This is a genomic window from Paenibacillus sp. BT-177 (assembly GCF_025846815.2).
Taxonomy (GTDB): Bacteria; Bacillota; Bacilli; order Paenibacillales; family Paenibacillaceae; genus Paenibacillus; species Paenibacillus polymyxa_C.
Map to the genome: position 1 here is coordinate 430,920 of NZ_JAOYTP010000003.1, position 14,813 is coordinate 445,732.

The 14,813-nt window shown below is 45.5% G+C and carries 12 protein-coding genes; 4 read left to right on the forward strand and 8 right to left on the reverse strand.

Annotation, left to right across the window (positions count from 1 at the left end; genetic code table 11):
* Nucleotides 1–136: 136 nt before the first annotated feature.
* From OIU26_RS12390 to OIU26_RS12420, 7 genes are all read right to left on the reverse strand, one after another.
* Nucleotides 137–871 (reverse strand): ABC transporter permease, encoded by a 735-nt coding sequence (locus OIU26_RS12390; RefSeq protein WP_264216996.1) that lies wholly within the window; start codon nucleotides 869–871, stop codon nucleotides 137–139.
* 28 nt (nucleotides 872–899) lie between these two features.
* Nucleotides 900–1,610, reverse strand: coding sequence for an ABC transporter permease (locus tag OIU26_RS12395; RefSeq protein WP_264217120.1), 711 nt, complete (start codon nucleotides 1,608–1,610; stop codon nucleotides 900–902).
* Nucleotides 1,603–2,529, reverse strand: a complete 927-nt coding sequence (locus tag OIU26_RS12400; RefSeq protein WP_264216997.1) for an ABC transporter ATP-binding protein — start codon at nucleotides 2,527–2,529, stop codon at nucleotides 1,603–1,605. Before OIU26_RS12400 ends, OIU26_RS12395 begins: the two co-directional genes overlap by 8 nt.
* Nucleotides 2,530–2,718: 189 nt before the next feature.
* Nucleotides 2,719–3,747 (reverse strand): NADH:flavin oxidoreductase/NADH oxidase, encoded by a 1,029-nt coding sequence (locus OIU26_RS12405; protein ID WP_264216998.1) that lies wholly within the window; start codon nucleotides 3,745–3,747, stop codon nucleotides 2,719–2,721.
* Between the two features lie 318 nt (nucleotides 3,748–4,065).
* Nucleotides 4,066–5,370, reverse strand: a complete 1,305-nt coding sequence (locus OIU26_RS12410; RefSeq protein ID WP_264216999.1) for an extracellular solute-binding protein — start codon at nucleotides 5,368–5,370, stop codon at nucleotides 4,066–4,068.
* Nucleotides 5,371–5,476: 106 nt separating this feature from the next.
* Nucleotides 5,477–7,123, reverse strand: a complete 1,647-nt coding sequence (locus tag OIU26_RS12415; protein ID WP_264217000.1) for a response regulator — start codon at nucleotides 7,121–7,123, stop codon at nucleotides 5,477–5,479.
* Nucleotides 7,116–8,975: a sensor histidine kinase gene (locus OIU26_RS12420; RefSeq protein ID WP_264217121.1), complete on the reverse strand. Its 1,860-nt coding sequence runs from the start codon at nucleotides 8,973–8,975 to the stop codon at nucleotides 7,116–7,118. The genes OIU26_RS12415 and OIU26_RS12420 overlap by 8 nt, the downstream gene beginning before the upstream one ends.
* A 122-nt stretch (nucleotides 8,976–9,097) precedes the next feature.
* On the opposite strand from OIU26_RS12420, the gene OIU26_RS12425 reads away from it, so the two are divergent.
* The 3 genes from OIU26_RS12425 to OIU26_RS12435 all read left to right on the forward strand — a co-directional run bounded on the left by OIU26_RS12425 (nucleotide 9,098) and on the right by OIU26_RS12435 (nucleotide 12,370).
* Nucleotides 9,098–9,994, forward strand: coding sequence for a carbohydrate ABC transporter permease (locus OIU26_RS12425; protein ID WP_264217001.1), 897 nt, complete (start codon nucleotides 9,098–9,100; stop codon nucleotides 9,992–9,994).
* Nucleotides 9,994–10,824 (forward strand): carbohydrate ABC transporter permease, encoded by an 831-nt coding sequence (locus OIU26_RS12430; protein WP_013373701.1) that lies wholly within the window; start codon nucleotides 9,994–9,996, stop codon nucleotides 10,822–10,824. Before OIU26_RS12425 ends, OIU26_RS12430 begins: the two co-directional genes overlap by 1 nt.
* Nucleotides 10,825–11,167: 343 nt before the next feature.
* Nucleotides 11,168–12,370, forward strand: a complete 1,203-nt coding sequence (locus tag OIU26_RS12435; protein ID WP_436449141.1) for a GTP-binding protein — start codon at nucleotides 11,168–11,170, stop codon at nucleotides 12,368–12,370.
* 51 nt (nucleotides 12,371–12,421) lie between these two features.
* Here the strand turns inward: OIU26_RS12435 and lepB are convergent, their stop codons facing one another.
* A complete protein-coding gene (lepB, locus tag OIU26_RS12440) occupies nucleotides 12,422–13,042 on the reverse strand; it encodes a signal peptidase I (RefSeq protein ID WP_264217002.1) in 621 nt (206 codons plus the stop codon).
* Nucleotides 13,043–13,373: 331 nt separating this feature from the next.
* Between lepB and OIU26_RS12445 the strand changes: the two genes are divergently transcribed.
* Entirely contained in the window at nucleotides 13,374–14,723 is a 1,350-nt protein-coding gene (locus tag OIU26_RS12445) for a right-handed parallel beta-helix repeat-containing protein (protein ID WP_264217003.1), read from the forward strand.
* Nucleotides 14,724–14,813 lie beyond the last annotated feature (90 nt).

Genomic DNA, 14,813 nt, shown 5'->3' on the forward strand with positions numbered 1-14,813 from the left:
AAGAGTAAGGATGCTGTAACATCCCTACTCTTGGCAACAGCCGCTTTGAAGAGCGGTCGGCTGTTCAAAGGCGATCTAAGAAATAGACCGTTTTCCCCTTGAGCAGGGCGGTCTATTTCTTTTTGTTATACTCTACTTATTTTTCTATACGGGTATAGCTTCTCAACGCTAAAAAAAGCCCAAGCGCAAAAATGAAGCATATACTGATGACCCCACCAGGAACATACGTAAATGTTCTGCCCATGTCGCCATGGGGAGAAAACAATAACGGCACTGTCCATGGATAAAAGGTATTCCCCGGTATATTAATTAAAACAAAATTTAAACACATGACCGTACACATTCCCATAATAGCAGGCACAAATTTCTTCCAACGAATAGCGAAGAACGTAATGATCGGGATGAGCATAGCGTGCATAAGAATCATTTTAGCAAATACCCCAAGCTGATACATAACGATTTCAAAGGTTAGCGGTCTGGCCGTAATAAACATACCCAATATCGCAGATAGCACAAATGCTAACAGCAGGCTAACAGCGATGTACATATAAATAACGAGCAGCTTGCTGAAGTAAATCCGAGTTCGGCGAACTGGGTTTGTAAACAGTGCAATATGAGTGTTCTCCTGGTATTCTCTCGCATAGATATAGCAGGTCAAAATGTAATAGCTCATATATCCAGTTATTAAATTAATGGAGGATACCAAATCCATAAAGTATTCATTCCATCCATCACGATCCAAGGAAAGTTTAGGATTTATGGCGTAAGTACTAAAAGTCAAAAATACGGTTGCTATTAAAATAAACACACTTAGAAAAAGAATTTTAGTTCCTTTCAGCTTCAAGCACTCTGCTTTAAACAGGTCAAGCATAGTAACCCTCCTCTCAAAAACTCTCCATTTAGTCTTTTCTTTGATATGTCCATAGGGATAAAAACAATCCAAGAAGAAAGGTCACGGATAAGCTGAACCATGCTATTGGAACATTGGTAGGTATAGTCGCATTCCTTTCATTAGGAGACAAGAGATAGGGCACAATCCAAGGGTACCATTCACTTTTGTATATAAAATTCAAAAATATTGCAGTACAAACTACGAGCACAACTACCATGATGCTCTTCCAGCGTATAGCAAAAAAAGAGGCAATCGGGATCAACATCGCATGCATCACACACATTTTGGCAAATACTTGGATCTGATATACCCAGATAGCTAGCGTTAAAGGTCGATCTGTAATGGACATGCCTAATAAGGCAGACAAAAACAGAACGAAAAATAAGGACACAATAATAAATCCATAAATAATGATTAATTTACTAAAATAAAATTTAACCCTGGTGACAGGCGTGGTAAACATAAACAGATGCGTGTTTTCCTGATACTCTCTTGCAAAAATATGACCGGTTAATATGTAGTAACTGATAAATCCGGCTGCAACATTGACGAAGAGAACTATGCCCTCGAAATAGTAGGTCCAACCCCGTTTATCAATTGAATATCTGTAAAAAATAGCGCTCGTCGCAAATTCCAACAGCACAACAGCCAGCAATATAATATAGCTCAACAAGAAGGCCTTAGAGCCTTTAAGCTTAATGAGTTCTGCTCTAATCATGCCGCCCACCCTCTTCTGAAATGAGAGTCAGAAAGTACTCCTCTAGCGTCTGTTTTGAGGTGTGTATCTCATAGACTGAGAACTGATGATCTATTAACTGTCTATTTAAGGTGGCTGTATTTTCAATCGGACTATGAATTCTTAGTTGTTGTGGGGATATCACATCAGATTGAAGCTGCTTCATGTGCTCTTGCAGAAATGTTTGTACTGCTTCTGCATCGTCTACCTTTACATCTGTGTATTGCTCAAAACCTTCTTCCAACCGACTCAAACGATCTTCCGCTAACAGCTTTCCATTATGTATAATCCCGATGTGTGTAGCTAACTGCTGAATTTCGCTCAAGATATGACTGGAAATAAGAATCGTTTTTCCTTCTTCCTCGCACAACCGCTTCAATAGCTGACGAATTTCCTTAATTCCAGATGGGTCCAGTCCGTTCGTCGGCTCATCTAATATAAGCAACTCAGGGTCATGAACAAGCGCCCTTGCAATCCCTAATCTTTGCTTCATTCCTAGTGAAAAATTCTTGAACTTTTTTTTGCCGGTATGCTCTAATCCCACCGTAGCTAGGGTCCGTTCAATTCTCCCATCATCCTGCACCCCCATGTACATACAGCAGATTCTAAGATTATCTCGCGCACTCAGATTTTCGTATAAACCTGGTGTTTCAATAATCGTACCTATTTTCGAGAAAATAGAAGGGTAGTTTTTCTCCAAACGCTCACCAAACAAAAAAACCTCCCCACTTGTAGGCTCAATCAGCCTCATCAGCATGCGGATGGTAGTAGTTTTGCCAGCTCCATTCTCACCGAGGAAACCATAGATACTGCCACGCTCCACGTGTAAGGATATGTCGTCTACAGCTACCGACATCCCGAACTGTTTGCGGAGGCCTTTCGTTTCAATAACATACTGCATTTCTTTCATCCTCCTATACACACCAAATATAATTATTATACAGATTGAATCATCCACAAAATGTAAAAAACATCACAATTATTCATTTACCAATCATTATCCCGATAAAAACAAAACAGGCACCCGACGAAGCGTACACTTCGTTGCAGGTGCCTGTTTATATATAAACAACGTGGGATTACTTAGGCCTCAGTAGCCACGTTGATATTGTACAGGTACGGAAGGCTTTTCGCCACGCAGCGCCACCGCTGCATGAATCGCCCAATATGGATCGCGCAGCAATCCGCGTCCTACAGCGACCAGATCGGCATCCTCATTGCCGATTACAGACTGCGCCAAGGCTGGGTCATCCAGTACGCCAACGGCGATTACTGGGATGTTCAGCGCCTCGCGGATTTGGCGAGCAAACGGCACTTGATAGCCCGGATAGTTGCCTGGCTTTCTGGCTCCAGCCGGGCCTTCTCCACCCGAGCTGACATGGATCACGTCCACGCCCGCTGCCTGATATGCGCGGCTCAGCTCAATGGCATGATCCACATCGTATCCACCATCTACGTATTCCACCGCACTGATGCGTAAGATTAACGGCATACCCGCAGGCATTTCCTTGCGCACAGCCTGAATGACTTCTACGCCGAAACGGGATAGATCCTTTCCATACTCGTCATCTCGCTTGTTCGTAACTGGCGAATGGAATTGGTGAATCAGGTAACCGTGTGCACCGTGAAGCTCAATCGTATCCACGCCTGCTTGAACTGCCCGACGGGCGGCGTCTGCGAATTTTTGCACCATGCCACGCACTTCCTCCGTGGTCAATGCGCGCGGTTGTTTATAATTCACATCCGGATATGCAATGGCCGAAGGAGCCACCGGCTCTGCTGCATCCTCAGCTTTACGGCCTGCATGAGCAAGCTGTATGCCAACCTTGGCCCCGTGCGCATGAATACCGTCAACCAGCTTTTTATACGCCGGAATATGTTCATCTGACCAAAGCCCCAGATCGTAATCCGTAATCCGTCCATCCGGTTCCACGTCCGTCATTTCTATAATAATCAGGCCCGTGCCTCCAATAGCCCGGCTCAGGTAGTGGACATGATGCCAATCATTTGGAATTCCGTCCTTGTCTGTCACCGAGTATTGACACATCGGCGCCATAACCACCCGGTTTTTCAATTCCAAATCCTTCAGGGTGTACGGTGTAAACAACGAATTCGTCAAAGCGTTCATCTCCTTTTTATCTCTGCCACATAAACGAAAATACGTTCCAAATTACACGGTCTATTATAAGCATAATCGGCACAGTCCAAACGAAACAAAGAGATTCCCCAACTGGAGTATCCCTCATATTTGCACCGTGCAGTCATTATGTATATCGTATGTTGTAGATATATTGCACACAATCTATTATCCACAACTTAATAACTTTTTGCAAGTAAATATTTAAATATTATTAAATATTTTTTTGTCTGCCTTTTTCCCGACTCTTAGCCATAACACAAAAAGGCGCCCTTACGGGCACCTCTGCGAAAACTAGTCTTATTGCGCTGAGCCTAATTGAACCCATGCCTTCTCAATCTCTGCAACCGCCTGATCCTTGTTCATGTTGCCGCTAATATAAGCTTGCATCAGCTCGCCAAACTTTTGGTGGAATGTATCCAGCGAGTAGTTGACAGACAGATCACCGGACTTGGATGTTTTCAAAATGCTCTCCATTTCCTTAGGCATTTCCAGATCAGGAAGCGGCGCATCCTTGATTGGAGGGATTACCTTCGCTACTTGGGAGAACCAGTTCTTACCGTATTCCGAAGTGTACAGCCAGTTGAAGAATTCAATCGTTTCCTTGGATACTTCGGAATCCTTATTGATACGCAGCGCCTGATCCGCACCAGTAATGATGACTGATTGATCCGCTTTGTCACTCACCGGATATCCCATGATGCCAATCTTTAGATCAGGATTAATTTTCTTGATTGCTTCCTCGTCCCATGCACCTTTGCCCGTCATAAACGCAGCTTTACCAGAGGCAAAATCGCTCACTTCTGCATTGCTGTCCCGTTCCAGCGGCTTATCTGTACCATGCTTCACCGTCAGATCGATGAAGCTAAAGAAGTTGTTGTACAGCACGGGGTAGTCCTTGATTTTCGCTTTACCTGCAATAAAATCATTAACAAGTTGCTTCGGCTCTACGCCAGCATCCTGCGCGGCAGCATCTACATAATGTTGGAAGATATGCTTCCATACCCACCACTCTTTATACGCATTAGCAAATGGAGTAATACCTTTCGCCTCTAGCTTAGTAACAGCATCCTGCATCTCCGCAATTGTCTTCGGTGGGGAGGTTATACCAGCCTTGGTAAGCAAATCTTTGTTGTAAATCAACGCAAACAGGTTACCCTTGACTGGGAATCCCAACACTTTGCCGTCACTGGAACTCATATTCGCCCGGACAGCATCCGTCATGGCTGCTGCCAGCGGTTCATTGGTCAGATCGGCACTATAATCAGCATAGGTGTCGATGTCGCCTCCGGCTGTGGTCTGGAACACATCCGGTGTACTACCTGAAGCTATTTTTGACTTGAGAATTGTGTTGTAGTCTGCCTGCATGATCTCCAGATTGATCTTCACGTTAGGTTTGACCTTCTTATACTCCTCGATATACGCGTTAAAAGCATCGGTATACTCCGGTGAGGCTGTAAACATATTTATTGTAACCGTTTTCAAATCTTCTTTGCCGCCAGCACCTTCTTTAGCCGCATCTGTGCCGCCGCTGCCTCCACATCCGCTCAACAAACCGACCGTCAAAAGCAAACTGCCGGATAACGCCATCATCTTCTTTAACATGGATACTCCCCCATTTGTTTGTGATCAACGTCCATGCGCTCATTCTAAAAAATATAGTCCAATTTAAAAAGGCAGATTAGTGAAGCGTTAAGGGTAAAAAAGTGGTTTATTGCAGGCTCACGCGATACTCCGACGGTGACACCTGATAATAATTGCGAAAAGCCTTACTAAAATAGTTTTTATCCTTGTAACCGAGCATATCGGAAATTTCCTGAATTTTCAGACTGGAATCACCCAGCAGTTCCTTTGCCTTGTCCATTCTGACCTTCTGTACATATTCGTGAATGCCGTAACCAAACTGCTGTTTGAACAATTTCATCAGATATTCCCGGCTCAAAAAATAGGTTTCGGCAAAAAACGAGATTTTGATATTTTCAAAATAGTAACGGTCGATATACCTTTTGATCTCTGTAATATCAAAGGGCTGGTTTCCCGCTTGTGCATGTTGGACCCCGGCAATGTAAAGCTCCAGCATGCGGTGTAATCTCTGACTGTAGTCGGCAAAGCTCGTAAAATCAGCAGACAGATTGCCTTCAACCACGCGCCCCAGTTCTCCTAAGGTTTCCTCCTGATTAGGCGTAGACATAGGCGTACCCAGCTCAATCGCTGCTTCTCTCAGTAAAAAATGGAACTCCCGCAGCAATCGATCCGCATCCTGCAAACGGAAAACAGAACCTGCTGCCAATTGTTTCAACAGATCGCTCAGTAGTACCTTTGCCCGGTTTGCTTGACCGGTCTGAGCATCCTTTTGGATCGACAACAGTCGATCCGTCCATGGCACTTCCTCTGACGCACCCACTTGCCGGGGCACCGTATGGAGAATAGATTCTCCTTCCAACTTCAACACATCCGTGCTATGAATGAGCGTCTTGGCATCCCTATAAGCAGAAGCCAGCTCCACTACGTCTGTACAGAGCTTGCCCACGCCGGCTGCTACCACCATATTGAACAGCCCATGCAGGTTCGCAACCGCCTTCTGTGCCACCTGTGCCAGTAGGAGGGACATATGTTCTTGTTGTCCTGAGGCCAGGGTACAGATAGAAACGACCTCACGCTCTCTTCGCGGATGGGAGAAGCTAAAACAACGCAACCGTTCATCTGATGTCTGCGCTAATACATTCGTTACAGCAAAATCCATCAGATCGGCATCGCCATGAAAACGTGTCCTGCGAATCTCATCCCTGTTCAGCAGCCGCAGCACGATCACGCCAAAGCGGTTCCCCTGCTGATCTGCTCCAATCAATGGCAGCAACGCGGTATTGGCCTGCTTTTTAAAGCTACCGTCCAAAATGGACATATAGAGCTTTTCTTTCAGCTTCGGTAGTGACATATTTAGCGTAATGCTCTGATTAATGAACTCGTCTTGGCTTTGCTTACGGCTTTCCAGAATGTCCACCGCCTTGCGCAGTGCCTGATTCAGATCCTGGCGGTTGATAGGTTTGAGCAGATAATCTACCACCCGCGATTGAATCGCTTGTCGTGTAAATTCAAAGTCGTTGTAGCCACTAATGACAATCGTCAGCAGATGGGGATATGCCTTCTCGATAACACGAAGAAATTCGATGCCATTCATCTCCGGCATTTTCATATCGACCATCACCACATCGATAGGATGCTGACCCAGCAGCTCCATTCCCAACTTTCCATTCGTCGCCTCATAAATATGTTCGATACCCAGACGATCCCAGTCTCCAACAATACGAATGGCTTCGCGTAACGGTTCTTCATCGTCAATAATCAATACGTTATACATGGCTGACTCCTCCCCGGGGAATTTGCATTCTCATTTCTGTTCCTGTTTCATCCGTAAGTATGAATAACCCTGCCTGATCTCCATACAAAAGTTTCAACCGTGTGTTCAGATTTTTCAGGCCAATATGCTCGCTCTCCCGGTCTTCCCATTTTTCATCGAACGAATCCAGCACTACTTTCAGCTTGTCCTCTGAAATTCCAGGTCCGTTGTCCCTGACTGCAATTGTAGCGTCTGTAGCACCTGATTCGGCCGAAATGACGATCAGAATGTCGCTTGATACTTTTTCCAGCGCATGCTTGATAGAGTTTTCTACCAACGTCTGCACGGATAATCTCGGAATCGGCAGCTCCATCAGCGTGTCCTCCCATACCACTTCGACTCGAAGCCTCGCCCCGAATCTTGCCTTTTGCAGACCTATATACCGTTCAATATGCCTGAGCTCCTCGCGGGCAGCTACAATATCCTTGCCGTTGATGGAATAGCGCAGAGTTTGGGCCAATGCATCGACCATATCCGCCATGTCGAACATCTCCCGCTTTAATGCCTGTGTGGATATGGCTTGTAAGGCATTGTACAGAAAATGGGGATTAATCTCAGCCTCCAGCGCCTTGAGTATGGCATTCTTTTCGACCAACTTCATACGATAGCGCTCATTAATAAGTTCTTCGGTTCTTTGGACCATTTCGTTAAAATGCAGCGACAAATAGGCAATCTCGTCGTGCCCCTTCACAGGAGCCCTTGCCTCAAAATCTCCGGTGCTGAACCGTTTCATCTGGGTAGATAGCTTATGTAAAGGTCGGGTAATCGCGTTCGAGGTCAATGTCACCAAAATAATAGACACACCTAAAAATAAAGCCCCGATGACATAACTCCAATTCCGTGTGGTCGTAGCTGCCTCATAAATTTGGCGGTATGGAATCGGCTTGATGAGCTGCCACCCGTCCTTTTCGCCTGCATCATAAACGACCAAATACTCCTGGTTGCTGTTGCTGTCTGGCCACGTTACTTGTCCGCTTCCTCCCTCTCCAATCTGAGCCAATACTCCAGAATCACGCATTCGTTCATACAGCGGAAGACTGTTCACATAAAAGGGAACCCGTTCGGGGCTGATCAGCATCAGTTGGTCCCCTTTAGCCAGTGGAATATTCCGCATGATTTCATCTACAGCGCTCGTGTTGTAATAAAAGGACAACACTGCCTGCGGGTGACGGGATGCAATCGATCTCAGCACTCGATGGTAAGCCATAAAGCTGGCTTGCGGCGCCACATAGCCCATATCAGAGCGGGATTCCACAAAGGATTGAAAAGATTCGTTTGCAGTGCTGGCCATCGCCTCTTTATACCAGGGAAGCTTGGGAAGATCCGTGTTTATTCCTTTGCGTACCGTTATGTTATATGTCTCCCTAGTCACTACGTAGTATTGATGGCGGTCCGCCACATATAGATAGATCGCTTCCAGATCATTGCGGGAATAAAACATGTTGCGCAAGTAATTTTCAATGACCATTCGTGCAGCATAGTCCCGATTCTCATTAGCAATCGCGTTCATGATATCGTTATAGCGAAGCTGTGGCAGAGCCAGCTGCTGCATCCCCTCCAAGTAATCCTCCAAATTCTGATTGACCAGCAGCAGATTATTCGTCGTGCTGGCGATGCTATGGTTGACCGACTCCTTTTCAATCATCTGATAGGAAATAATCGTGAGTGAGCCCACCACCAGAATAATCACCGAGGTAAAAAGCAGAATGAGCTTGTTCACTAATTTTTGCGTAATCCGCTTCCACATGGATCGAAGAATTGTTCCTACACGCCCTGACATCATGATAACCGCTCCTTTTGAAAGCGTACACATTTTTACCCTCAACTGTTTTCTTAAATCCATTGGTCCGGCCCTAGGGGCTATCCTATACTTTCATTATATCTTAAACAGCTTGGAGCGAAAGACCGGAAAATGCTGAGAAAAAGAGGTGCGTTATGCTGAAAAAAAGGGGAACATGGGGCGACAAGGGCAGCAAGCTGGAATTTGGTTTATTCACACTGCCCGTAATCTTGTGCATTACAATTGCATTTTATATTCCGTTTTTGATGACGATACGCTATTCCCTGACCAAGTGGAACGGCATATCCAAACATCCGAAATTCGTGGGTCTAGATAACTTCAAGCAAATCCTGCTCGGAGACGCTAACTTTGCACATGCAGCCTGGTTTACAATCAAATACGCCATTTTGTACATTGTGCTGGTAAACGTGCTGGCTATTTTGCTGGCGCTCGTCCTCGACATGAAGCTCAAAAGCTCGGCCTGGCTGCGCGCGGCTTTCTTTATTCCTTATATCCTCAGCCTCGTTATTGTCGGCTTTATATGGAAATTCATCTTTATGCAAGGCTTTGAGTCTCTGGGCCACAGTACAGGCTGGGGCATCTTCCAGTTCAGTTGGCTAGGCGAGGAAGGGCTCGCGTTTATTTCCATTTTGGCGGTATCCATCTGGCAATCCATTGGCTTTTACATGGTCATTTATATTGCAGGTTTGCAATCTGTACCTGAGGATCTAAAAGAGGCTGCCATCGTGGACGGAGCAGGGCCGATCCGGAGATTTTTCAGTATTATTTTGCCGATGCTCGCACCCTCGATTACGATCTCGGTCTTCATGGCACTGACCAACTCGATCAAGGTGTTTGACGTCATTTTATCTCTGACTGGCGGTGGGCCAGGAGGTACGACATACAGCATTGCGTATGATATTTACCGAGATACGTTCCAGAACAATCTGTATGGCTACGGAACAGCCAAAGCCTTGATTTTATTCGTTGCAGTGCTGGTCATTACGATTATTCAATTGTCTATTTTCAAACGCAGGGAGGTTGAAGCCTGATGCAACGCAGCCGTACAGGACGTATTTTGCTGGAAGCGGGCATGATTGTATTATCGCTGTTATTTTTGTACCCGCTGTTTCTCGCCATTAATAATTCGTTCAAAAGCTTCGCCGAGGTCATGACCGACGTCATTGCGCTGCCCAAGCAGCTTTCGCTGGATAACTACGTATACGTATGGAAGTTCATTGACTATCCTCGTTTATTTCTGAATAACACGATTATCACTGTGCTCGGGCTGGCAGGCATTGTGCTGATATCCTCCATCGCTGCTTATAAGCTGGCACGGACGAAAAGCAAGTGGAGCTCCGCCATTTACATGCTGTGCATTATGCCGATGTTGATTCCATTTCAGTCCATCATGCTCACTGTCTTGCGACTGGCGAAAGACTTGAATTTGGCAGACAGCACTTGGGGACTTGGCCTGCTGTACTGGGGTTTCGGAGCCCCGCTGGCAGTGTTTATCTATCACGGCTTTGTGAAAGGCATTCCGGTCGAAATTGACGAAAGCGCCAAGATCGATGGAGCCTCAGGCTTTCGACTTTTCTTTTCCGTCATCTTCCCGTTGCTGAAATCGGTCACCGCCACTATTGTTATTATCGACGTGATGTGGATATGGAACGATTTTCTGCTTCCACTTCTCATGGTTAACGGCTCACCCAGCACCAAAACACTTACGCTGGCTGCCTATACTTTCGTTGGGCAATATACATCAGACTGGCAATATGCCATGACCGCAATGGTAATGGCTGTGCTGCCCTCCATTATCGTATTTATCTTTCTGCAAAAATACATTGTTAAGGGCGTAGTGGCCGGGGCCGTCAAAGGCTGAGACAACTACACCCTTACAGATGGCCCAAAGAGGACTTGCGTAAAGTTTACGCAAGTCCTCTTGTCTTCGTGATGTCCATGCCCGTACTTATGTACAGTAGGATATTAAGCCTTAAACTTGCCTAGCGCTTTCAGTATCTCTTCCATTCTTAATACTACTATCCTTATAGGTAGGCGCCACCTTCCTTGACATTTACTCACTTAAATGATTTACTAATTTTATTATTCGTAATCATTACTATTTAAAAACAAAACGAAAAGAGCTACTGCTTTCCTATCATGCATTACAGCCACGACTGTACATTCGACATTTTATAAAACTTTCGAAGGGATGAGTGATTACGTTGGCAAACGCTATGGAAAGAGAAGAGAAAATACCGGTCACGGTGCTAAGTGGGTACCTCGGTTCCGGCAAAACCACACTGCTGAACTACGTACTGAACAACCGGGAAGGCTTACGGGTAGCTGTCATCGTTAATGATATGAGTGAGGTTAATGTGGATGCCGATCTCGTTCGCGACGGTGGAGGATTATCTCGTGTGGATGAGAAGCTGGTAGAAATGTCTAACGGCTGCATCTGCTGCACCTTGCGCGAAGATTTATTAAAAGAGGTAGAGCGACTGGCGCTCGAAGGAAAATTCGACTATATCCTTATTGAGTCTACAGGTATAGGTGAACCCATTCCGGTGGCCCAAACCTTCAGTTATGTAGATGAGCAAAATGGAATTGATTTGACCAAGCTGACCCGATTGGACACAATGGTCACCGTCGTGAACGCACCTGAATTTTGGAAAGACTTCTACTCTAGAGACTCCCTTAAGGATCGCGGACAGGAAATGGCGGCAGAGGATGCACGCGGTATTGTTGATCTGCTCATAGAGCAGGTGGAATTTTGTGACGTGCTAATCATTAATAAATGCGATCTGGTATCCCCAGAGGAACTCGAACGATTGGAAAAGGCGCTGCGCGGCATTCAACCGCACGCCAAAATCATCCGTTCCGAATACGGTAGAGTGGACCCAAAAGAGATTTTAAACACGCATCGCTTTGATTTTGAAACAGCTAGTCAGGCAGCGGGTTGGATACAGGAAATGAACAAGGAAGAGCACATACCGGAGACAGAGGAATATGGCATTGCTTCGTTCGTGTACAAGCGTAAAATCCCGTTTCATCCCGGACGTTTATTAAAATGGCTGGCTCGATGGCCTACTGAGGTTGTACGGTCCAAGGGATTGGTGTGGCTCGCCACGCAAAACCGCACTGCTTTTACATTCAGTCAGGCGGGGAGCTCCAAACAATTCGCACGCGCAGGACTATGGGTGTCTGCTTTGACTGAAGAAGAACGACAATACTATCTCGGGGATGATTTTGAAAAAACACCCGATTGGGATGAAAAATACGGGGACCGAGTTACCAAACTCGTATTTATTGGTATCGATATGAACCGGGAAGAAGTCGAACGAAGCTTGGATGAGACACTGCTAACTCCTGAAGAGATGGAACAGGACTGGCGCAGACTGCCTGACCCGTTTACGAAAAACATATAATGAGTTTGAAAAAGCGCCTAAAGTGAGCAACCACCCTTAGGCGCTTTGGCATTATTTATGCTTAACCCATTGCGCGCTATCCATCGGCCAAAAGATCACATCCGCACGTCCAACAATGTCCTTGATGGAAACAAAACCAATAGCACGGCTATCTCTACTATTATTGCGGTGGTCACCCATCACAAAAATATACCCCTCAGGAACCTTGGAATCGGTTATGGTTCCGTTTGGAAAGTCCACATTATTATATAATTCTCCCTTAGCGTGAGCATCTTGGATAGCTCCTTGAATGTAAGGCTCCTCTACTTTCTTACCGTTCACATAAAGATGATCACCTTGATACTGGATTGTATCTCCAGCCACTCCAATAACACGCTTAATAAAGTCCTTTTGTTCCTTTTTTACATGGAATACAACAACCTCGCTTGCCTTGGGGTCACGAAAATCGTAAATTACCTTATTCACGACCACTCGTTCATCTGTTTTGAAATTCGGTTCCATGGATGCTCCCTCAACAATAAATGGCGCAAATAACAGCCAACGTATAATGAACACGAGCACAATGGCAACAATAATTGCCTTAAGCCAATCAATCATCTCCTTGTTCATTCGCGGTCGCTTCTCCTGCAATGGTTCGGAAGTTGAACTCGTCAAATGCTTCCCGCTCTCCATATGCTAAACCCACCTTTTCTCACAGTTTTCATTTCTATTATATGTATAATGTTTAAGTATAATCAAATTTTCCCAGCCTGGCAAAACCATATTTTTAGTTGAAACAAAAGTGTGAACTTTTTTTCACAATATCAAAAAAACAATAAAAAACTGTTGATGCAAACGTTAACATATATTACACTGTGCATATACTTCTTAGAGCGTTTTGGACTTATGATGGATCAATCTGTCCCCCAGGAGGTGTCCTGTTTTTTAATGGAAAGACAGCATGAGTCGCTTTTATATGTGCTATCTTCTTTTAAAATATGAGCTCAGATAAGGAGGAATTTACATGTTTAAACGGAATGATCGTTCAAAAAACGGCTTTAACGCTCTAAGACTCGGTGTTTCTTTTGTTTTTGCTTCTTCTTGCCTTATTGGAACCGCTTACGCAGATGTTCCATCCAACAACCTCCCCTCTACCACACTCACAGAGGAGGCCGTCAGCGCAACCGATTCAGCAGCTGTTTCCACCACGTTAGCGGCAGGTGATTTGTATGTAGCTCCTAATGGTAACGTGTCCAATCCAGGCACGATATCTAGTCCTACCACCCTCGAAGCAGCACTGACACAAATTGCTCCTGGTAAAACCATCTACCTGCGCGGTGGTAACTACGCCTACTCTTCAACGATTACAATTCAGCGTGGAAATAACGGCAGTAACGGCTCACTCAAGGGGTTAGTCGCTTACGGTAGCGAAAAGCCTGTACTTGATTTTTCTGCTCAGGCCTTTGGTTCAGCCAATCGGGGACTTCAGCTTAACGGAGACTTCTGGCTGGTCAAAGGTCTTGAAGTCAAAGGTGCCGGAGATAACGGTATCTATATCGGCGGCAGTAATAACCGAATTGAAAATGTGGAAACCCACCACAATCGGGACACCGGACTCCAGCTCGGGCGTTATTCCCCTAACGCTTCCACCAGTGAGTGGCCTGCGAACAATTTGATTTTGAATTCCTACTCTCACGATAATGCCGATCCCGATAATGGCGAGGATGCCGATGGCTTCGCAGCCAAACTGACTGTAGGATCAGGCAACGTGTTCGATAACTGCTTGGCAGCATACAACGTAGACGATGGCTGGGATCTATACAGCAAAACGGAAACAGGCCCTATCGGTGCCGTAACCATTTTGAACAGTGTGGCCCATCACAACGGGCAAACCTCTGATGGAACGTCTACTGCGAACAGTGACGGCAACGGCTTTAAGCTGGGTGGAGACAAAATCAAAGTCAACCATATTGTAAAAAACAGTATTGCTTTCCAAAACAAAAAACATGGTTTCACCTACAATAGCAACCCTGGCACCATTACTTTGACCAACAATACTTCATGGGACAATGGACAAAGCAATTTCGCCTTTGACAAGGGTGAACACGCTTTCATTAACAATCTTTCTTTTGAAGGGAAAGCAAGTGATAAAACAAGTGGCACAGATCAAGATAACTCAAACGTTTGGTGGAAAAACAAAAAAACGACGAATGCCAAAGGTCTCGCAGCTAGTGCAGACGACTTTGTCAGTCTCGTGCCTTCCATCACTCGAGGCGCAGACGGTTCCATCCAGCTGGGTGATTTCCTTAAGCTGGCCAAAGGAAGCGATCTGATTGGCTCGGGTACTCCGAGCGGAAATATAGGAGCACGGTAAAAGCCCTACCTAATCAGGACGCCTGGCCCATCTACCAACCTAGACAATTCTGCATAATATAGCGACCGGTGATTGTCCTCATAACCAGAC